This is a genomic window from Flavobacterium sp. (assembly GCF_039930565.1).
In the GTDB taxonomy this organism is placed as follows: Bacteria; Bacteroidota; Bacteroidia; order Flavobacteriales; family Flavobacteriaceae; genus Flavobacterium.
Genome location: NZ_JBDTTP010000009.1, coordinates 1 through 21,489, shown reverse-complemented (window position 1 = coordinate 21,489; position 21,489 = coordinate 1). Strand labels below are relative to the sequence as shown.

The following is a 21,489-nucleotide window of genomic DNA, read 5'->3' as shown; positions in this document are numbered from 1 at the left end:
GAAATCATTCTCTTTTTTGTGGTAAATCTGTTAAAATTTGTAACAATCTCATTAACAAAACTCAATTCAAAATTGATTACTTTTGTAAAAATTGACTTTTTTATGGAAATTGACCTTTCAACATTAGACCCAAAACATAATATTATCATTAAAGGTGCACAAGTACATAATCTGAAAAATGTAGATGTTGCCATACCCAGAAATAAACTTGTAGTTATTACAGGACTTTCAGGGTCAGGAAAGTCAAGCTTGGCTTTTGATACTCTATATGCTGAAGGACAACGACGGTATGTTGAAAGCCTATCTTCATATGCAAGACAATTTTTAGGCCGGTTAGACAAACCAAAAGTAGAATATATTAAGGGGATTGCTCCTGCGATTGCAATTGAACAAAAAGTAAACACAACCAATGCCCGTTCGACAGTTGGAACTTCCACAGAAATTTATGATTACATCAAACTTCTATTTGCCAGGATTGGTCGTACTTACTCGCCAGTTTCTGGGAGCGAAGTCAAAAAAAACACGGTAAGCGATGTTGTCACTGATGTAAAAAATTTCGAATTAGACAGTAAATGGGTGTTGCTTTCGCCTATTCATCTTGAGGAAGGCAGACAACTCGAAGACAAACTAAAAGTTCTTTTACAGCAAGGCTTTGCACGCATTTTAGTTGATAATGAAATGGTTCGTTTAGACGAATTTACACCTACCAATCTCCATAAATTGGACAATCGGGATATCTTATTAGTTATTGACAGAATTATTGTCAAAGACGAAGAAGAATTTTACAATCGTCTGGCTGATGCTGTACAAACTGCTTTTTTTGAAGGAAAAGGAATTTGTTATTTACAAGAATTAAGTGCTGAGAGAAGACTTACTTATTCGAATAATTTTGAATTGGACGGTATTACATTTCTGGAACCAAACGTGCATCTATTTAGTTTTAATAATCCTTATGGAGCTTGCCCTGTTTGCGAAGGCTATGGCAATATTATTGGTATTGATGCTGATTTAGTCATTCCAAATACTTCATTATCCGTTTTTGAAAGCGCAATTTATCCATGGAGAGGCGATAGTATGAGCTGGTACAAAGATGAATTGGTAAAGCACGCTTACAAATTTGATTTTCCAATTCACAAACCTTATTTTGAACTAACAGAAGATCAGAAAGATTTAATCTGGAAGGGAAATCAGTACTTTCAGGGTCTAAATGATTTTTTTAAGGAACTGGAAGAAAAAAATTATAAAATTCAGAACCGTGTAATGCTATCACGATACCGGGGAAAAACAAAATGTTATTCCTGTCGGGGAAAACGTTTACGCGAAGAGGCATCCTACGTAAAAATTAACGGAAAAACAGTATCAGACCTTGTAGATTTGCCCATTAAACATTTGGTCACTTTTTTTAAAAATATCGATTTGAATGTTTACGAACAGCAAATTGCGAAACGCTTGATGGTTGAAATCAACAATCGATTATCATTTCTAACAGAAGTTGGTTTGGATTACCTTACACTGAACAGAAATTCTGCAACACTCTCAGGGGGAGAATCACAAAGAATTAACTTAGCAACATCTCTTGGAAGCAGTTTGGTAGGTTCTATGTATATTCTAGATGAACCAAGTATAGGTTTACATCCTAAAGATTCAGAACGCTTAATTAAAGTTTTGCTTTCTCTTCGTGACTTGGGCAATACCGTAATTGTAGTTGAACATGATGAAGATATTATGAAAGCTGCTGATATGATTATTGATATTGGTCCGGAAGCAGGAACTTTTGGAGGGAATTTGGTCGCTCAGGGAACTTATGATGAAATCTTACAATCAGATTCATTGACTGCAAAATACCTAAACGGAGATTTTGAAATTTCTGTTCCAAAGAAAAGAAGAAAATTCAAAAATCACATTGATATTATTGGTGCCAGAGAAAATAACCTAAAAAATATTGATGTTACTTTTCCTTTGGATGTTTTAACAGTTATTACCGGAGTTTCAGGAAGTGGAAAAAGTACATTGATCAAGAAAATTTTATTTCCTGCCATGCAGAAAAAACTGGAGAATGCTTCCGAAAAAGCCGGCCAGTTTAGTGAAATCAGCGGTTCTTTTTCTCAAATAAAACATATAGAATACGTTGACCAGAACCCAATTGGAAGAAGTTCAAGATCCAATCCTGTTACATATATAAAAGCTTATGATGATATTCGTGATTTATATGCAAAAGAAAAACTATCCAAAATAAGAGGTTATCAGGCCAAACATTTTTCTTTTAATGTTGATGGAGGCAGATGCGAAACCTGTAAAGGGGAAGGCTCAATAAATGTTGAAATGGTATTTATGGCTGATGTTTCTTTACCATGTGAGACTTGTGGAGGAAAACGATTCAAAAAAGAGATTTTAGAAATCACTTTCGATAATAAAAACATCCATGATATTCTGACCATGACTATCGATGATGCAATTTCTTTTTTTGAAAAAAACAAACAAACTAAAATTACTCAGAAATTGCAGCCTCTTCAGGATGTAGGTTTAGGATATGTACAATTAGGCCAATCATCTTCTACTCTTTCAGGAGGAGAGGCACAACGTATCAAATTAGCATCCTTTTTAGTAAAAGGTGTAACAAAAGAAAAAGCGCTTTTTGTTTTTGATGAGCCAACCACGGGTTTACATTTTCATGATATCAAAAAATTACTGGCTTCGTTTGAAGCTTTAATAGAAAAAGGACATTCTATTATTGTAATCGAACACAATCTTGATCTTATAAAATGCGCCGACTGGATTATTGATCTCGGACCTGAAGGAGGTGAAAACGGAGGATATTTATTAGCTAGTGGAACTCCGGAGGATATTGTAAAAAATAAAAAGTCAATTACAGGTGCATATCTAAAAGAAAAACTGACTTAAATAAAATAAGCCACGATTAATAATTCGTGGCTCTATATATTTGTTTTAACATCTGATTATTTAAGCAACCAAACATCTTTCTTCAAAAGGAACGCCATCTTCATCAATGGCAACTAAGATCTTTTTTTGTTTAGAGGCTTCTATAGTAAGGTATAGCCATGCTACAGACCATAGCCCTAGTGTTAAACAAAAAATAACAAAATTAAATCCGTGATCAACAGCTTTTCCACCTTTAGAAAGTACAGCGAAAAGCATTTTATCATTTCTTTCTTCAAGCACAAATCCATTATGAACCTTTTTAGATATCATATTAGAAAACACTTGCAAACTTTCTTCCTCGTTGTTAAATTGATTACCTATCATAATTTTTACTTCAATAAATCAGAGTAATTTTCTGAAATTTAGTTTAACAAAATTAAAAAATAACAACTTCTTTAACAATACCCACTTTTAGTGATATTATCCTAAATGTAATAGTATAAAAAAGAAACAGTTAATAATCAACAAAAATAAACCTGTTTTGATATAATTACTTACACAATTAGCAAAATAACTTATGGAATATCAACATACAAAAGCCTTTATATGTAAAATAATGATTAATTAGTGTAATGGTTGATTTCTGTCCAGGCAATATACTATGAACAGATTAAATTAAAGACAGCTCTTCCAATTTTAAATTATTGAAATAAATCCTAAGTTATTTATTGTATAATCAGAGTTTAAATTTTTATTTTTCTTAACAGATTATTTATAACCTGATTAATTTCAACAGATATTGAAAATTTATAATTCAGATAAACATATAAAATTGTAACGATTATCGATTTTAATACAATACTAATAAGAGGATAAAATGGGAATTCCCAAAAATAAAACATTAAAAAAAGCACGAAGGTCAATAGTAATGATTCTACTGTTTGTTTAGTAAAAGGGTACAAATGCAAACGTTTTACCACAAAAAGCAACTTAGCCAAACTATAAAATGTGATAGAAAGTAATGTTGCAAATGCCGACCCTATTATTCCCCAAACCGGAATAAAAATCATATTTAAAATGATGGTTAAAATGACTAGTCCTAACCCGAGATACAATACCATTTTATAGTATTTAGTATTAAAAATAATAGCATTGTTATTACCTAAAATCAAGTCAAAATATTTAGACAATCCAATCATAAAAACAACTGGAATTCCACCTCTGTATTCCTCAGGAACTATTTCATACAATTGATTTATATTTACAAAAATGCATAACATTACAAAACCCCCAACAATTTGTAAATTGATAGACGTTTTTTTGTACAAATTATTCAATTCGTCATGTTTATCCTCATGCATTAATTTTGCAGTAATCGGGTATACTATCTGATGCATAGCCCGACTGGGTACAGAAATTACCAGCGCAATATATGTCGCTACCGAATAATACGCAATATTTTCTATTTTCATATACTGGTTCAGCATCAGTTTATCGCCATCCAAAAGCAAATTGGCAACACTACCCGAAAGAATAATGAAAAAAGTATATTCCATTACATTTTTCACATTTTCCGGAATTGTAATTTGAAATCTCGGTTTTTTGATATAAAAAGCGTAAAACATAGTAATCAAAAAAGCAATAAAATAAATGGCGGCAGTTAGATACACAAACTCTATTAAAGTTATCCAATGAAAATAAAGCCCAATCAATGCTACAGATGAAAATAAACGCAGCCCCACTTCTTTAATAAAATTTCCAAAAACAGAGTGCATATGTACTCTGGCCCAGGCATAAAAAATTTCAAAATAGGCCATACAAATTCCGATAAAAGGAATTAAAAGGATAAACTCTTTTACAACTGGATTTTCTTTAGAAATGAAATTTGTTATATCATCAAAAAAAAAGATTCCAATAATTCCTAACGGAATACACATTAACAGTGGAAACAATGCAGTAAAAGACAAAAATTGCTCTTTTTCTTCCTCTGTATTGTATTGTGAATAGAATTTTACCAATGTATTCTGCATTCCAATTGCAAATAAAGGCATGATGACGTTAGCTGCAGATAAAATATAATTTGTAAGGGCATAATAGGTAGCGCCTAAATATATCGGATATAAATAAAGTGTATTAATGGCTCCAATTCCAAAGCCTATGTAGGTTATAATCGTATTTTTGAAGGACTGATTTAAAACAATACCCATTTTTGGACTTATAAATTTAGATTTCTGATTCTTGCAACTTATTATTCACTAATTAACTGCACTAATTGTTTCGTTAGGTTTTTTCTTGCGTATTGTTGCAAACCAATACCATTTGCTTGTAATCTCCCTTCCAGAAATTGATTATAAAAGTCCAAAATTACACTTTTTAATTTCTGTTTTTCAGAATAATCAAAAAATACTCCGGTATTTGTTTCTTTTATAATCTCAGCAAAATCAGAACCCTTTGGACCAATAGCAATTATTGGGCGTTCAGAAACTATATACTCAAATAATTTGCCTGGAATTATACTTTTGGTGTCTTCAGAATTAATTTCGATAAGAAGCAAAACCTGTGATTTTTTTTGATGGACAATAGCCTCATGATGAGAAACATAACCCAGAATATTCAGGTATTCACTCAAATTAAACTCTGATATGGAATCAAGAACTTCCTGGCTTACAGCCCCTATTAATTTAATTTCCAAACTAGATTTAAAATCAGGAATTTCATTAAGTAATTCAATCAGGCATTCCCACAAAAATTCAGGATTTCTATCAGACAAAAATGATCCTATGTGTGCCAAAGTAAATTTGGTATCCAAAATTTGTTTCTCAACATTTTCTATATCATAACCATTCGTAATAACTGAAATTGGCTTACTAGTTATAGCCTGGAATTCAGTTTTTGTCGTTTTACTTGTTACGATAATAGTATCAGCAGTATTCAAGACTATATGCTCTAATTTTTTGTGCTTTTTTGCTGCATAGCCGGATAAACGCAATGCTTTATGGTAACCAATTGTAGTCCAGGGATCGCGGAAATCTGCAAACCATTTTACATTTAATTTCTGCTTTAATTCTAAACCGATCAAATGGAGACTATGTGGAGGGCCTGAAGTTACAATTGTATTAATATTGTTCTTTTTAATATATTTCTCAAGATAGGAAACAGAAGGCTTTACCCAAAAAACACGTGCATCCGGAATAAAAAGATTACCACGAACCCACAGAAAAGCCTTATCTAAAAAAGTTTGTTTTTTTTGGTGAGGAAAAATTCCGGAACTTATTTTTTTTATTTTATTCTTAGAAAATACTGAAGCCAGTTGATAAGGTTCCCAGATTTTATTCTTAAGAACAACTGCCTTATCAGAAATTTGGTCTACCAATCTTTCATCAACAATTGGATAAGTAGGATTTTCAGGAACATAAACAATTGGCTGAATACCAAATTCAGGCAAATATTTTACAAATTTCAACCATCGCTGCACTCCAGGACCTCCAGCAGGCGGAAAATAATAGGTAATAATTAAAAGCTTTTTTTGTTCCAAGAAAATTGTTGCGTTTAAAATTATTGAAATTGATTGCTATAATAGTACTAAAATCTATAACTAATTTTAGTTTATAAATTTTGTATCAACAGTATTGTTCTTCTTTTTTTCAAAATAAACTCCACCAATCAAAAGTAACAACATTCCAATTGAACTTATTAATGCAATAGTACTTCCAGTTTTTACTACTTTAGGTTCAAATTTAAATTCAATAGTGTGTTTTCCTCCCGGAATTTCCATGGCTCTTAAAACATAGTTTACAGGAAAATGATCTGTTAAATTGCCATCAACATAAGCATTCCATCCATTTTTATAATATATTTCAGAGAAAACAGCCAATCCTTCTTTTGTATTATCAGACTGATATTTAATATAATTGGACTTATATTCAATAACTATAATTGAACCAGTAGTGCCCCATTTTTTCTTTAATCTTGCACTTTTAAATTTACTCTCATAATCATGTACATTAAAAACAGCTGCTTTTTTAGTATCGATATAATCGAGCGCTTTCATAGCATCATCTGGTTTATTTACCAGTTTAACAGAATTTACAAACCAGGCATTACCATTAGTATTGGGATTGATTGTTGGAAATTCTTTACCTTCTTTGTCAGTTTGAATAATGTATTTTACATTCAGCATATCCAAAACCTGCATGTTATTTTTTGCAATCTGATAATCAAATAACTGCTGCATTCTTCGTGGTTTTGCGGCGTGATATCCTCCTAACGAATTATGAAAATAAGAGGCACGGGCACTTGACATATTTCCATTTACTTCAAAAACCCTGTAATGAGTTGTATCTTTTAAAATCTGGGCATCAGAAGGTGTTTGCTGAAAAGGAGCCGCAATTTCTACCGGACTAACAAAATCTTTTGCTGAAACATATTTTTTATCTACAAAGAACAAATCAAAAATCATTAAGAGACCAACTAAAATCAAGGTCGTATTTTGTGACAGTTTATTTTTGACAAATAACCAAAGAAGTGCAAAAACAAGTATTATAAAAAATCCTGAGCGCAACAAATCCGCTGAATACAAAGTCATTCTGTCTTCTTTTAAAGCTTCGACAAAATCAGGTCCGTAACTTTGTAAAAAATAATTATCATTGCTGCCTGTAAAGTGAAAAAAGCCTTTAGCTATTACTAGTATGATAATAATGCCTAAACCAAAAACTCCAGTTTGAATTAATGCTTTTTGTTGCAGTTTAGGTTCTTCTTTAGCTTTAAAAAAAGATTGTAATCCCATTATAGCCAAAACTGGAAAACATAATTCTAATATAACCTGAATAGAGGAAACTGCCCTGAACTTATCATACATCGGAATGTAATCAATAAAAAAGTCAGTCAATAATGCAAAGTTTTTACCCCATGATAATATTAAAGCTACTAATGCTCCTGAAAGAAATACATATTTAATTTTTCTATCGTCAATAAACAATGCCAAAACTCCTAAAAAGAAAACAATAACTCCAATATACGCAGGAGCAGCTACAATTGGCTGATCTCCCCAATAAGTAGGCATCCCGGAAACAAAGTCCTGAGCCTGGCCTGCAGGAACACCCTGTTCAATCATAAAAGAATACATACGGCTATCTGTGCCCACATTTTCATGATTGGATCCCCCAAAAAGCCTTGGTGAAATCAAGTTAAAGCTTTCGGCGATTCCATAGCTGTATTCTGTAATATATTCGTGACTTAAAGCGTTTTCAGAGGTTTTTTTACTTCCATCAGGATTAAAAGTCAATTCGCTGTTGCTGCGCGTACTAAATTTAGCATATTCATTTGTTGCTAATAAATTGGTTGCATTGGCGCCAATAGCAAAAATTCCGGCTGTAGTCAAAACTCCAATAGAAACCATAAGAGATTTGAACTCTTTTTCTTTAATAAAATTGAAAGTAAAATAACCTGAAAGTATCAACAGAAAAATCAGCAGGTAATAGGTCATTTGAAAGTGATTGGCATTAATCTCTAACGCAACCGCAAACATTGTGAGGATACCTCCCCAAATATATTTTTTTTGAAAAACGAGAATAAATCCTGCAATAACCAAAGGCATATAAGCAATTGCATGTGCCTTGGCATTATGTCCTACACCAAGTATGATAATTAAGTACGTTGAAAAACCAAATGCAATGGCGCCAATAAATGCTTTTAAAGGATCTGTTTTCAAAACTAATAAAAGTCCATAAAAACCTAAGAAGTACAAAAATAAATAATCGGCAGGACGTGGCAAAAAGCGTAATAAATCATCTAATTTACCAACATAATCATTTGGATAATTGGCTCCTAACTGATAAGTTGGCATACCTCCAAAAGCAGAGTTTGTCCAATATGGCTCTTTATTTTCAGCAGCTCTAAAATCATTTTGCTCCTTTGCCATTCCGGTATATTGTGCTATATCGGACTGAAAAATTTGCTTTCCCTGCAAAACAGGATAAAAATAAATTAAGGATACAAGAATAAATCCTAGTATTACAAGGACATGCGGATAAAACTTATTTACTACTTTCAATTTTGGCAGGTTTGGTTAAAGAATAAAATTTATGATAATTGGCACAAACTTAATCTATTTCTTCGTAATCCACATAATCACCTACTTTTTTGGTTTCGCGGGGATTTTTTGCGTTAGCAGTATTGATGATTATGTCCTCATTATTAGTATGTTTTTTTTGCCATAAATTATCATGACTATATTGTTGTTGTCTCTGAAAATTTTCTCCTGCTTTTTCAACTGCTTTTTTGACCAATACAGGTAAAAATATTTTAGCTAAAAACTTAAAAATATAATAAAAGGCTATCATATAAAAAATAGCTTTCATCAAACCTGAAAAAGATGCTTCTTGCATAATTGTATATTTTTTCCAAAATTAATAAATCAAACGTTCAAATTTAAAATATCAATCTTAAATAAATAATAAAATATAGTACATTTGAAATGCGTTATAACTTTTTAATCAAAAAATGCAGGTATGTTACAAATTAAAAACTTTTTTATAACTGGTCTTTGTTTTATTCCTCAACTTTTTTTTGCACAATACACGGATGACATCAATTCAAACCGTCCAGGTGAAACAATGTCGGCATTCTCTGTTGGAAAATCTGTTATTCAGGCTGAAATTGGTTTTTACGGAATTAGTCAAAAACATGATTTGCAAAATTATACAGCCAATGGATTTGGTACAGATTTAACGTTAAGATGGGGGCTTTTTCTTGAAAAACTGGAGCTTATTGCAGATATACAATATCAAAGCGAAGAATTCACTACACCATTTACCAGTTTTAAGAAAAATGATTTTAGGCAGACTATATTAGGAGCTAAATATTTGATTTATGATCCATTCAAAAATTATAAAAAAGATGTCAACATTTATAGTTATAAAGAAAATAAAAGATTTGACTGGCATCAATTGATTCCCGCAATTTCTGTATTTGCTGGTGCCAATTTTGTTTTTGAGGACAATCCTTATGCATATGGCTCCAATACATTAAATTTTTCTTCAGCTGAGTCTGGCATTTCTCCAAAAGTAATGCTAATTACACAAAACCATTTTGGTGATGGAAGATGGGTTTTAGTATCCAATATTATCGCTGATTATATTACAACAGATTACTCAGGTTATGGATATGTTGTAACACTTACTCATGGTTTTAACAGCACATGGTCAGGATTCATTGAGAACCAGGGTTATAAAAGTGATTTATACAGTGATGCTATTCTTAGAGGCGGGGCTGCTTATTTACTTTCAGCAAACATGCAAATCGATGCTTCGATAAGCAGTAATTTTAAAAACACACCTTCGGTTCTGTATGGTGGTGTTGGATTTTCATGGCGTTATGACACAAAATATAAAGAGCAGCAAATGCAATTTGGCAAAGAAAAAAAGTCAAAAAGCAAAAAATCTAAAGACGAAAAAATAAAAGAAGAAGATCAAAAAAACATTGATTATCAGGAGCAGGAAAGAAAGAGAAAATCCAAATATGAATAATGTAGCATAATAAATACTTTTGCAAAATCCTTAAAGGAAATAAATTATAAACTAAGCTTAAATGATTACAATTAAAGAAGCGAAAACTAAAAAGGAATTAACTCAATATATTAAATTTCCTTTCACTTTATACAAAGACAATCCATATTGGGTGCCACCTATTATCTCTGATGAGTTAGAATCATTCGACAAAACTAAAAATCCAGCTTTTGAAAATGCTGAAGCTTATTTTTATTTAGCTTATAAAAATAATGAAATCGTAGGGAGAATTACTGCTATCATCAACTGGGGAGAAGTAAACAACCAACATAAAAAGAAAGTGCGTTTTGGATGGTTTGATGTTATTGACGATATTGAAATTACGAAAGCCTTACTTGAAAAAGTATATGAACTGGGAAAAAAGAACAATCTTGAACATGTTGAAGGTCCAATGGGATTTTCTAATTTAGACAAGGTTGGAGTTCTTACAGAAGGTTATGATCAAATAGGAACTATGATTACATGGTATAATAATCCCTATTATGTAACTCATTTTGAACAGCTTGGTTTCAGGGTTGAAAAGGAATATATTGAAAGTATTTTTCCGTTTTCCAATGTAAAACCTGAATTTTTCCTCAAAGCTCAGGAACTCATCAAAAAAAGATATGGTTTAAAATCCCTGACTTTTACCAAAACAAAAGACATTATGCCATATGTTGACAAAATGTTTGATTTGTTTAATGAATCATATGAAAAACTAGCTTCCTTTGTTGCTATCTCAGATGTTCAGAAAGAGTACTTTAAAAAGAAATACATCAGCTTTATAAATCCTGAATATATAAAATTTGTTGTTGATAAAGATGATAAATTAATAGCCTTCAGTATTGTAATGCCTAGTTTTACGGAAGCTTTACAAAAAGCAAAAGGAAAATTATTCCCATTTGGATTTATTCATTTATTACGTGCCAGAAAGTATAGTAAGGATGTTGTTTTTTATCTTATTGGAGTTCATCCCGATTACCAAAATAAAGGCGTTACTGCTATTATTTTTGATGAATACTATAAGACCTTTTCAGCAAAAGGAATTGAGAACTGTATCAGAACGCCCGAATTGTTAGAGAATAATGCCATTCATTTGCTCTGGAAAAACTTTGACCCGAAGATACACTGCCAACGAAAAACCTATCGTAAAGATTTAGTAGATGTGAACTAATTCATTAGATTTCTTAAAAAAAAGGCTAAAATCTTAGATTTTAGCCTTTTTGTTTTTTAATATAGTAGAGAAAATTATTTCTTTTTATTCTGAGCTTTTTTAGCCTCTTCCTGCTGCGCCATTACCTCTTGAAGTTTTTGTTGAAATTTACCTTGTTTCTTAGGCTCTTTCAATTTGTTCTCCTGTATTTGAGCGTGAATTTTATCATTATCTACAATATAATTTTTAATAACAAACATAATTCCTATTGTAATTAAGTTAGAAATAAAGTTATACAAACTCAATCCTGCACCGTAGCTATTGAAAAAGATTAACATCATTAATGGTGAAACATAAATCATGATTTTCATCATTTTCGCCATATCCGGCATACCTTCCTGCTGTGGGGCCGCCATTTGTTGATCACCGGAAGTCATTTTCATATAAAAGAAAATTGCAATGGCTGCCAAAATTGGAAACAAACTGATATGATCACCATATAAAGGAATATGAAATGGCAACTTTACTACTGCATCAAATGATGATAAATCGTTTGCCCAAAGAAAACTTTTTTGTCTTAATTCAAAAGCTGATGGAAAAAACTGAAATGACGCATACATAAAAGGAAGCTGAATCAATGCCGGAATACATCCTGCCATTGGGTTTACGCCTGCTTTATTGTATAACTTCATCGTTTCCTGTTGTTTCTTCATTGGGTCTTTTTTGAATTTTTCTCCCAACTCTGCAATTTCAGGACGCAAAACTTTCATTTTAGCCTGAGACAGGAACGATTTATAGGTTATTGGCGACATCGCTAATTTTATCAAAATTGTAAAAATAATAATAGCAATTCCGTACGCAATATAGGAGCTTAAAAATCCGAATAAAGGAATAAAAATCCATTTATTAATCCATCCAAAAATACCCCAACCAAGCGGAATAATTTTTTGGAAATTTTTGTCGTAAGATTTTAATACTTTATAATCTGAAGGCCCAAAATACCAATTCATTTTATAATCAATCTCTCCATTAGAAAATGCTAAAGGAATAGTCGCTTTAAATTGTTTTGTAAAAACCGTATCTATTTTTTCATCCTTAACTAAGTTTTGAGATACCAATTTCGATTTTTCAAAAGAAGTATTTGTATGTAGAATTGTTGTAAAAAAGTGTTGTTTAAATGCAACATAATCTACTTTCTCAGGAGTTTCTTCTTTATTATCTCCCTGACCTACATAACTTTCCTTACCATCTTCATAGCTATAATAAATCTCAGCATAACGATTTTCATACGAAATACTTTTTTCATTTCTATAGGTCTTCAAATCCCAGACTAAATCTAACGGTTTAGAAGAATTTAAAACTTTATTTAAGCCTTGAGAACGTATATCAAATCCAACTAAATAATCATTTGGTTTTAAAATATATTTGTATTCTAAAAATTCATTTGCACCTGCTTTCAAACGCATTGACAGAATTTGATCACCACCTACTTTAGTTAGCGTAGGCTCAAAAAACAGATCTTTAGAATTTAAAGTTCTGTTATCTGTTGTTTGCAACTGAATATTCAAATTAGCATTATTGTCTTTAATCAATTCAACTAATTGCTTTGAACCTTTTTCAAATCTTTCGAATTCTTTTAGTGTCGCTTCAACTACATAACCACCTTTATTAGCGATTTTTAGTTTGATCTTTTCGTTTTCAATTATAGTAAAAGATTCTTTTGCTGAAGGAAGCGTAGCAGAATATGCAAAACCACCTAATGTTTTTTGCAGTTGTGCCAACTGAACTGTATCTCCTGGAGTTACTGCAGCAACTGGCAAAACAGCAGTTTTTGTTTTATCAGTTTTAGCCTGAGCTTCTTGTTTCGCTACTAATTCTTTCTTGGCTTTTTCAGCAGCAATTTCTTTATCAGAAGGTTGATTTTGGTACATAATCCAAATCAAAATTCCAAATATCAATACAAAACCTATGATTGAATTAAGATCAAATTTTTTTTCTTCCATTATAGTTTAAAAAGTTATTCGTTATAGTATTAGTTACGAGTTTAACTAAAAAGTTACATCGTTAAAATATTAATTATTATTTTTTTTATGTGCATTAACCGCAGCTGCCACAAAGTTTACAAAAATTGGGTGGGGATTAGCAACCGTACTTTTGTATTCAGGATGGTATTGAACACCAATGAAAAATGGATGATTTTCTAACTCTATAATTTCAACTAGACCTGTGTCAGGATTAACTCCTGATGCAATTAACCCAGCTTTCTGCAATTCGTCTTTATACTTATTATTGTACTCATAACGGTGACGGTGACGCTCTGATATTGTTTTTTCTCCGTAAATTTTATACGCTAAAGTATTTGGCTTAATATCACATTTCCAGGCTCCAAGACGCATTGTTCCGCCTTTATCGGTAATTGTTTTTTGCTCTTCCATCAAATTCACGACCGGATGTTTTGTTTTTTCATTCATCTCTGTAGAATTTGCCTCAGAATAACCTAAAATATTTCTGGAATATTCAATTATTGACATTTGCATTCCTAAACAAATTCCGAAAAACGGGATATTATTTTCACGTGCAAAACGAACGGCCTCGATTTTTCCTTCGATACCTCTTTCACCAAATCCAGGGGCAACTAAAACTCCGTCAAGAGGTCTTAATTTTTCCTCCACATTCTCTGTAGTAATGTGTTCTGAGTGAATTGAGATTACATTTACTTTAGTTTCATTTGAAGCACCTGCATGAATGAACGCCTCTAAGATAGATTTGTAGCAATCCTGCATTTCTACATATTTACCAATCAAACCAATATTGACGGTGTGTTTGGGATTTTTTAACCTGCGTAAAAAAGTATTCCATGTTTTTAAATCCGGAGCTGCTTTTTTAGGTAAATCCAATTTTTTCAAAGCCACAACATCTAATCCTTCCTCAAGCATTAAATTTGGAACTTCGTATATTGTTGAAGCATCAATAGACTGAATTACTGCTTCTCTTTTTACATTACAAAACAAAGCTAATTTGTTGCGTAGTTCCGGAGACAATTCATGCTCTGTTCTACAAACTAAAATATCTGCTTTGATACCGCTTTCCATCAACGTTTTTACAGAGTGCTGAGTAGGTTTTGTTTTTAACTCCCCTGCAGCAGCCAAATAGGGAACTAAAGTTAAATGAATAACAATTCCGTTATTTTCACCCAATTCCCAAACCAACTGACGAACAGACTCAATGTAAGGAAGTGATTCAATATCACCAACTGTTCCTCCAATTTCAGTAATGACAATATCATAATCACCGGATTTTCCCAGTAATTGCATTCTGTCCTTGATTTCGTTTGTAATATGAGGAACAACCTGAACCGTTTTTCCAAGGAATTCTCCTCTTCGTTCTTTTTCAATAACCGAAAGATAAACCCTTCCTGTAGTAACATTATTAGCCTGAGAAGTAGGAACGTTCAAAAAACGCTCGTAGTGACCTAAATCCAAATCCGTTTCTGCACCATCATCTGTTACATAACATTCTCCATGCTCATACGGATTCAATGTACCCGGATCCACGTTTATGTAAGGGTCAAATTTTTGAATGGTTGTACGGTAGCCTCTTCCTTGTAACAATTTTGCTAAAGATGCCGCGATAATTCCTTTTCCTAATGAAGAAGTCACACCGCCTGTAACAAAAATATATTTTGTTTGATTCATTCTGTTGTTGTTTGTATTGTAGTTGTGTAAAAAACTTGGCAAAAGTACAAATTTAATTAGATAATTTCTCAATTAAGGAATGAGATAATTTGCAAATTTTTAATTAGAATGATTACCTGTTTCCGTAATCCATAATTTTTATTTTATAACAGGACTAAATTTTAAATTATCTATCTGTTATGGCTTTGGAAATTGCTTTTTAATATTTCGGATTAATTCTTCCAGACCGTTTAATTTTAGCTCATAAATCAATGCTAATTGCTGCCCTAATTCTCCTTTTGGAAATCCTTTATTGTGATACCAGACAATGTAATATTCAGGAATATCAATAAGAAACCAGCCTTCATATTTACCGAAAGGCATTTTGGTATGGGCTAGTTTTATAAGTTGTTTTTTGTCTTGTTCCATTTTAAAAAAGAGAAGCAAGAAAAAAGATTGTACAAACTCTTTTTTCCTGCTTCTTTATTTATTTTAATATCTTTTATTTCCAGTTAAAAGTAATCCTCTTTTCGATTTCAGAGTTCAAACTCAAAAAAACCGGACAAGTCATTGCAGCACGTTCTAAAATTGTTCTGCTTTTTTCATCGGCATCACTTTTCAGTTCAAAAACAATTTCAATTGCGCCAATTCTTCGTGGTTCTGCATTCATGATTTTTTTTACTTCAGCTGTCGAATCAACCAAATTTACGTTTAAGTCACGTGCTTTAATTCCCATAATGGTAAACATGCAGCTTGCCAGAGCATTTGCTACTGTATCTGTTGGAGAAAATGCTTCTCCTTTTCCGTTATTATCCAATGGTGCATCTGAAATAATTTCGCTCCCCGAGTGTATATGTACGGATTTTGTTCTTAAATCGCCTAAATAAGTTACTTTGGATGTCATTAATTTGCTACTTTTAAAGTTAAGTCAGAATCGTAATATAAAATATAAACACCCTTATTAGCGTGTCCTCCATCTTCCTTTTTATAATATTGAAATTTATTATCAACCTGCTCGGTCGTAATCAAATCCGCAGTTTCCTGGTAGGTTTTGCCCTGAACTAAGCGCATCATTGTATCAAAAGTCACATCAAATCCACGGGTTGCATAAGTATTTGGATTTACTTTATTTTTTAATCTGTATTCTTTTTCAAAAATCAACACTGCAGGTTCATCACTCTCACGTGAAACAGATGGATACATTAATTTTAGTTTTACCAGGTTTTCAAAATAAATTTCATCAGTATCCAAAGTGCTGTTGGGTTCTAAAATCACCAATTGTACCTGACAGCTTCTCTGAGCTTCAATTAGAGCTTTTATAGTGGATTTAACCATAGCTGTATTGGCAGTTTCCATTACTACATAATTCATTTTGTTTGGCAGTAATAAACTTTTTAAATTGGCTACATCCAAACCTCCGGTTTGTGTCAATGAAGCAAGAATGACGCCCTTTTGATTTTGTTTGATATAACTGATTACTGATTCTTTTTTCTTATCTACAACAGCGACGATATTTCCGTTTTTAGAACGCATATAATCAAAAATCGAATTACGAACAACATCATTTGTTGGTATTGACTGATATAAATTTTCGATTGGATTAGCGGAATCTTTTGATAAGGGTGAAATTACCGGCACATTATATAAGCGTAAAGAATTAGCAGTTGTTTCAGCGTTAGTTTGGTAAAAAGGCCCAATAACAGCATTAGCATCCTGTAGTTTATTCTGGGAAATTAAACTGGAAACATTAGAAGTACTTTTGGTTTCCTCAGAATCATAAATAGATATATCAATTGGTAATTTTAAGGCCTTAGCCGAATCAATTGCCATTAAAGCACCTGAATAAAAATCAAGAGTCATATTCAGAAATTTATCATTTTTTATCTGATTAGCAGAGTCTGATGTATCATTTTGAATTTTAGACAAATTAAAAGGCAACAATAAAACTAATTTTTTGCGGTCATTTTCGCCTCTCTTTTTAGTTAAGGCGACTACTTCCGGATCAGCTTCATCAGACTTAACAGTTTCAATGATTTTTATTCCACCAGAAGCAGGCTTATCTAAGGCTTTTTCTTCTGGTTTCTCTATAGGTTTATCCAAAGTTTTTTCAGCTGGTTGCTGTTGTGCAATAATTGGAACAGCTGCAACATAACCTGAAGGAACTTTTAAAACCATACCTTCTTTTACTCCTTCAGAAAGTGCTGGATTTAGCTCCGTTAATTCTTCCTGGGAGGTGTGAAAGGTTTTTGATAAACTGTAAAAAGTTTCTTTTGGTTTTACCTGATACTCCATATAAGTAGTAACTTTTTTAGGAGTTTCTACCGGTTTTTTAGCTTCAATTGGTTTAGAATCATTTACTGCAACTGAAGTTGGAACTTCTGATCTAGGAGCATTTCCTTTTATAGTTAATCTATATCCAACAGGAAGATTGGCAACAATTTCAGGATTACGCTTTTCTAAATCTTCAATAGTAGTTTTATATTTTTTTGCAATTGAATATTTGGTCTCTTTTGCCAAAACATCATGAAATACATATTTTTCCTGACTTGCTGTTTTGGCAATATTTGTTTTTATAACAGTTCCATTTGAGGGAATAGTTAATGTCTGGCCAATTTGCAAACCGTCAGTTATTAAAAAAGGATTTGCAGCTTTTAAGGCTTCATCAGTAACTCCATATTTCTTTTCAATACCAAAAAGTGTTTCTTTTGGCTGAACTTCATGAATTTTTACTTTTTGAGGTATTGCTTTTTTATTAGCTGTAATTTCTTTTTTAACTGCAACATTCTTACCACTTGTATTAGGTATTAATAAAACAGTATTAGGTTTTAATGAAGTTCTGGCATCTGGATTTAACTGGTAAATATCATAAGGTGTAACCTTAAATTTTTCAGCAATCTGACTTATAGTTTCTCCGTTTGAAACACTGTATTTAATTACTTTCTCTTGTGAAAAAGCAGAACAGGTAATAAAAAAAACAAGAGAATATAGGGTGAAAAAATATTTCATAAATAGATGTTAAAACAATTAATTCTTAATGCGGACAAGATACTAATTTCTGCTTAAAACAAAAATCAGACCACTAGTTAATTCTTTACTAATTATTCCCTTAGATCAATTTCTGACTTAGCAATAATAACATTTTTATATAACTCATTTTCTTCCTTTTTCTTGCATTGATATAATGCTTCTTCCATATTATTGTATTTATCTGAGTATACATAATAAGAAAGACTGTTTATATTAAAGAAGAAGCTGGCGTTAAAATCACCTGAATCAATAAGCTTCATAATTAATTTATCTCTTGGTATTGCATCTGTAAAAATGCCTAAAACCAGATAATAGCCATTAGAAACTTCTTTAAGATTTTCAAAAACTTCAATCTTAATATTCTTCTCATTTTTAAGAGGATTTTCTTTGAGTTCCTGATTCATTTCTTCTAATGAAACTGATTTAGAAACTACAGCCGGATTTTCTTTATTCTGATTTTTAATCGCTTCATCCTGATATTTTTTCAATTTAATCAAAGCCACTTTATCATCAAACTTCCTAGCCTCCATACTATAATAAGAAGCTTTGCTAATGTGACGTTTTACTTCGATTGTTTTTTGAGTATCCAAAGAATCAATTTTAGAAATTAGTAATTGATTTTGCACATCTCCTTTTTCCTGCTCAATTTTATATCTTTTTATTTCTTCCAACGAAAGACGCTGTTGCAATGAGGTGACTTTATTATTTTTTTCGCCTTCGCGGATTTTTTTCTTGTATTCCTGATTTTCTTCAACAGCAATTCTTTCTACCTTATTCATCAAACCAGCGTATGCTTTTCGGTTTTCAGCCAGTTCTTTTTTGAGTTGAGAAGATAATTCATTCGTTTTTCCAATACTTACATAGGATTGTTTCTCTAATCGTTTTGATTCATCCACATTCAAAACGTCCATTCTTTTTAATTCAACTAAATCATTATTCATCGTATTGACCAATGAATCCAGTTTTGACATTAAAATATCCTGTACATTTTTATTGGCTTCTAAAACCAAACGCAATTTTTCAACTGAATTGTCTTTAGAACCGTTCATATCATTCAGATTCAGTTTCAAATCATTGATTTTTATAATCTTCTGATTCATTTCCTTCTGAACAATCAATCTGTCTTTTAAATCATCAATTTCAACTGTTTTGGCTTTTCCTTTTTCAAGAACGACCTGCTTTTCGGCTAAAGCCAACATCAATTCTTCAGTCTCGTTGATTGGTTTAATTTCTTTTGTATTGATGGCCAGTTTATTACCGACAACCAATCCATTAACAATTTCAGGGTTTTGAGATTCTAACTGATCTATAGAAATACCATGCTCTTTTGCAATTGAAAATTTGGTTTCTTTAGCTTCTACCAAATGGAAAATGGTTTCCTGATTAATTACACGAACTCTTCCATCGAGTGTTTTTCTTTTGTTTGGAATGGCAATGGTCTGACCAATTTGCAATCCGTTTTGAAGTAAATCTTTATTAAGGTTTTCTAAATCCTGTACCGATACATTGTATTGTCTGGCAATGCTGAACAATGATTCCTTGGCAACCACTAGATGTGATCCTTTTGAAGAAGCTATCGCTGCAGGTTTTGAAGGATTTGAATTGTTTTGCAGAATTATTAATTCCTGACCAGCTTGAAGTCCATTGGCAAGAATTGGATTTGAATTTTGAATCATTTCTACAGAAATACCGTATTGTTTTGATAAACCAAAAAGGGTTTCTTTTTCTCCAACAACATGAGTAATTTGGCCTTGATTTGTTTTTTCTGCAGCGTGAACCGGAATCTTAATAATTTGATTGTCTTTGATTCCGTTTTGTGATTCGGGATTGAGTTTATAAATTTCATCCACTGAAACCTTATATTTTTGTGCGATAAAATACGCGGTTTCCCCTTTCTGAATTTTGTGTTCAATAACTAAATCTTGCGCAGCTATTTTGTTAAAAAACAAAATAAACACAAGAGAAATCGTTAAAAGTTCTCTCATAAATAGTAGGTTTAAAAATTAAGGCGTTACAAATGTAACGCCTTAATTTGAAAAACAGTACTATTCCCACTCAATTGTTGCAGGTGGTTTTGAACTTATATCGTAAACAACGCGATTCACGCCTCTTACCTTATTAATAATATCATTTGAAACTTTCATCAGGAAGTCATAAGGTAAATGAACCCAGTCAGCTGTCATTCCGTCTGTAGATTCAACCGCTCTAAGCGCCACTACTTTTTCATAAGTTCGCTCATCGCCCATTACTCCTACACTATTAACCGGAAGTAAAATAGCTCCAGCCTGCCAAACTTTGTCGTACAATCCCCAAGATTTTAATCCATCGATAAAAACAGCATCAACATCTTGCAAAATCTGAACTTTCTCCGGAGTAATATCCCCTAAAATCCTGATGGATAACCCTGGTCCAGGAAACGGATGTCTTCCTAATAGTTCAGGATCTATTCCTAAAGTAGCACCAACTCTTCTTACTTCATCTTTAAAAAGCATTCTAAGTGGTTCTACAATTTTTAATTTCATATAATCCGGCAATCCACCAACATTGTGGTGCGATTTAATAGTTGCCGATGGTCCTTTTACAGAAACCGATTCGATAACATCAGGATAAATAGTTCCCTGTGCCAGCCATTTTACTTCTTCGATCAAATGTGATTCATCATCAAAAACTTCGATAAAGACACGGCCAATTGTTTTTCGTTTCGTTTCCGGATCACTGATGCCGGCCAATTCGCCCAGAAAGCGATCTCCTGCATCTACTCCTTTTACGTTAAGGCCCATTCCTTTGTATTGATCTAATACATTTTGGAATTCGTTTTTACGAAGTAAACCGTTATTTACAAAAATACAGTATAGGTTTTTACCAATTGCCTGATGCAATAAAACTGCTGCTACAGTAGAATCAACTCCTCCGGATAATCCTAAAACTACTTTGTCGTTTCCTAATTTCTCTTTTAATTCTCCCACCATTTCTTCTACGAAAGCGTTAGGTGTAAAGTTTTGAGGAACTTCAGCAATATTAACTAAAAAGTTTTCTAGCATTTTTGATCCATCTGTAGAATGGAAAACCTCCGGATGATATTGAATAGCATAAGTAGTTTCACCTTCAATTTTGTAAGCCGCAAATTCTACATCATGTGTGCTTGCTAATTTTACCGCATTTGTTGGTAAAGCCTTGATACTATCGCTATGGCTCATCCAAACCTGGCTGT

General features: G+C 32.2%; 15 protein-coding genes. 3 read left to right on the top strand and 12 right to left on the bottom strand.

Going from position 1 to position 21,489, the window contains the following annotated elements:
* Window positions 1-102: 102 nt before the first annotated feature.
* Window positions 103-2,901 (top strand): excinuclease ABC subunit UvrA, encoded by a 2,799-nt coding sequence (uvrA, locus tag ABI657_RS04170; RefSeq protein WP_348095984.1) that lies wholly within the window; start codon window positions 103-105, stop codon window positions 2,899-2,901.
* 60 nt (window positions 2,902-2,961) lie between these two features.
* On the opposite strand, the gene ABI657_RS04165 is transcribed toward uvrA, so the two are convergent.
* The 5 genes from ABI657_RS04165 to ABI657_RS04145 form a co-directional block, all read right to left on the bottom strand.
* Window positions 2,962-3,264: a hypothetical protein gene (locus ABI657_RS04165; protein WP_348095983.1), complete on the bottom strand. Its 303-nt coding sequence runs from the start codon at window positions 3,262-3,264 to the stop codon at window positions 2,962-2,964.
* Between the two features lie 359 nt (window positions 3,265-3,623).
* The gene (locus tag ABI657_RS04160; RefSeq protein WP_348095982.1) at window positions 3,624-5,087 is read right to left on the bottom strand and encodes a polysaccharide biosynthesis C-terminal domain-containing protein; all 1,464 of its coding nucleotides are present in this window, start codon (window positions 5,085-5,087) and stop codon (window positions 3,624-3,626) included.
* Between the two features lie 41 nt (window positions 5,088-5,128).
* Window positions 5,129-6,415 carry a glycosyltransferase family 4 protein gene (locus tag ABI657_RS04155; RefSeq protein ID WP_348095981.1) on the bottom strand — a complete coding sequence of 429 codons (1,287 nt, stop codon included), beginning with the start codon at window positions 6,413-6,415 and terminating at the stop codon, window positions 5,129-5,131.
* A gap of 66 nt (window positions 6,416-6,481) precedes the next feature.
* A complete protein-coding gene (locus tag ABI657_RS04150) occupies window positions 6,482-8,932 on the bottom strand; it encodes a YfhO family protein (RefSeq protein ID WP_348095980.1) in 2,451 nt (816 codons plus the stop codon).
* A gap of 49 nt (window positions 8,933-8,981) precedes the next feature.
* Entirely contained in the window at window positions 8,982-9,266 is a 285-nt protein-coding gene (locus ABI657_RS04145) for a DUF4834 family protein (RefSeq protein ID WP_348095979.1), read from the bottom strand.
* Window positions 9,267-9,389: 123 nt separating this feature from the next.
* Here ABI657_RS04145 and ABI657_RS04140 point away from each other — a divergent pair, with 123 nt between their 5' ends.
* Window positions 9,390-10,406, top strand: a complete 1,017-nt coding sequence (locus ABI657_RS04140) for a transporter (RefSeq protein WP_348095978.1) — start codon at window positions 9,390-9,392, stop codon at window positions 10,404-10,406.
* 61 nt (window positions 10,407-10,467) lie between these two features.
* A complete protein-coding gene (locus ABI657_RS04135; protein WP_348095977.1) occupies window positions 10,468-11,598 on the top strand; it encodes a GTP cyclohydrolase in 1,131 nt (376 codons plus the stop codon).
* A gap of 74 nt (window positions 11,599-11,672) precedes the next feature.
* Here ABI657_RS04135 and yidC read toward each other — a convergent pair whose 3' ends face one another.
* From yidC to guaA, 7 genes are all read right to left on the bottom strand, one after another.
* The gene (gene yidC, locus ABI657_RS04130) at window positions 11,673-13,580 is read right to left on the bottom strand and encodes a membrane protein insertase YidC (protein WP_348095976.1); all 1,908 of its coding nucleotides are present in this window, start codon (window positions 13,578-13,580) and stop codon (window positions 11,673-11,675) included.
* Between the two features lie 69 nt (window positions 13,581-13,649).
* The gene (locus ABI657_RS04125; RefSeq protein WP_348095975.1) at window positions 13,650-15,272 is read right to left on the bottom strand and encodes a CTP synthase; all 1,623 of its coding nucleotides are present in this window, start codon (window positions 15,270-15,272) and stop codon (window positions 13,650-13,652) included.
* A gap of 177 nt (window positions 15,273-15,449) precedes the next feature.
* A complete protein-coding gene (locus tag ABI657_RS04120; RefSeq protein ID WP_348095974.1) occupies window positions 15,450-15,680 on the bottom strand; it encodes a DUF3820 family protein in 231 nt (76 codons plus the stop codon).
* 73 nt (window positions 15,681-15,753) lie between these two features.
* Complete coding sequence (locus ABI657_RS04115) at window positions 15,754-16,155, bottom strand: OsmC family protein (protein WP_348095973.1); 402 nt, start codon at window positions 16,153-16,155, stop codon at window positions 15,754-15,756.
* A complete protein-coding gene (locus ABI657_RS04110; RefSeq protein ID WP_348095972.1) occupies window positions 16,155-18,257 on the bottom strand; it encodes a LysM peptidoglycan-binding domain-containing protein in 2,103 nt (700 codons plus the stop codon). Before ABI657_RS04110 ends, ABI657_RS04115 begins: the two co-directional genes overlap by 1 nt.
* Before the next feature lie 92 nt (window positions 18,258-18,349).
* Entirely contained in the window at window positions 18,350-20,263 is a 1,914-nt protein-coding gene (locus tag ABI657_RS04105) for a LysM peptidoglycan-binding domain-containing protein (RefSeq protein WP_348095971.1), read from the bottom strand.
* 60 nt (window positions 20,264-20,323) lie between these two features.
* A partial coding sequence (gene guaA / locus ABI657_RS04100) for a glutamine-hydrolyzing GMP synthase (protein WP_348095970.1) occupies window positions 20,324-21,489 on the bottom strand: 1,166 nt, incomplete at its 5' end.

Coding starts and splice junctions, on each gene's coding strand:
- ABI657_RS04140 (WP_348095978.1), top strand. CDS start 9,390: ATGTTACAAATTAAAAACTTTTTTATAACTGGTCTTTGTTTTATTCCT.
- yidC (WP_348095976.1), bottom strand. CDS start 13,580: ATGGAAGAAAAAAAATTTGATCTTAATTCAATCATAGGTTTTGTATTG.
- ABI657_RS04105 (WP_348095971.1), bottom strand. CDS start 20,263: ATGAGAGAACTTTTAACGATTTCTCTTGTGTTTATTTTGTTTTTTAAC.
- ABI657_RS04120 (WP_348095974.1), bottom strand. CDS start 15,680: ATGGAACAAGACAAAAAACAACTTATAAAACTAGCCCATACCAAAATG.
- uvrA (WP_348095984.1), top strand. CDS start 103: ATGGAAATTGACCTTTCAACATTAGACCCAAAACATAATATTATCATT.
- ABI657_RS04135 (WP_348095977.1), top strand. CDS start 10,468: ATGATTACAATTAAAGAAGCGAAAACTAAAAAGGAATTAACTCAATAT.
- ABI657_RS04165 (WP_348095983.1), bottom strand. CDS start 3,264: ATGATAGGTAATCAATTTAACAACGAGGAAGAAAGTTTGCAAGTGTTT.
- ABI657_RS04145 (WP_348095979.1), bottom strand. CDS start 9,266: ATGCAAGAAGCATCTTTTTCAGGTTTGATGAAAGCTATTTTTTATATG.
- ABI657_RS04160 (WP_348095982.1), bottom strand. CDS start 5,087: ATGGGTATTGTTTTAAATCAGTCCTTCAAAAATACGATTATAACCTAC.
- ABI657_RS04115 (WP_348095973.1), bottom strand. CDS start 16,155: ATGACATCCAAAGTAACTTATTTAGGCGATTTAAGAACAAAATCCGTA.
- ABI657_RS04110 (WP_348095972.1), bottom strand. CDS start 18,257: ATGAAATATTTTTTCACCCTATATTCTCTTGTTTTTTTTATTACCTGT.
- ABI657_RS04125 (WP_348095975.1), bottom strand. CDS start 15,272: ATGAATCAAACAAAATATATTTTTGTTACAGGCGGTGTGACTTCTTCA.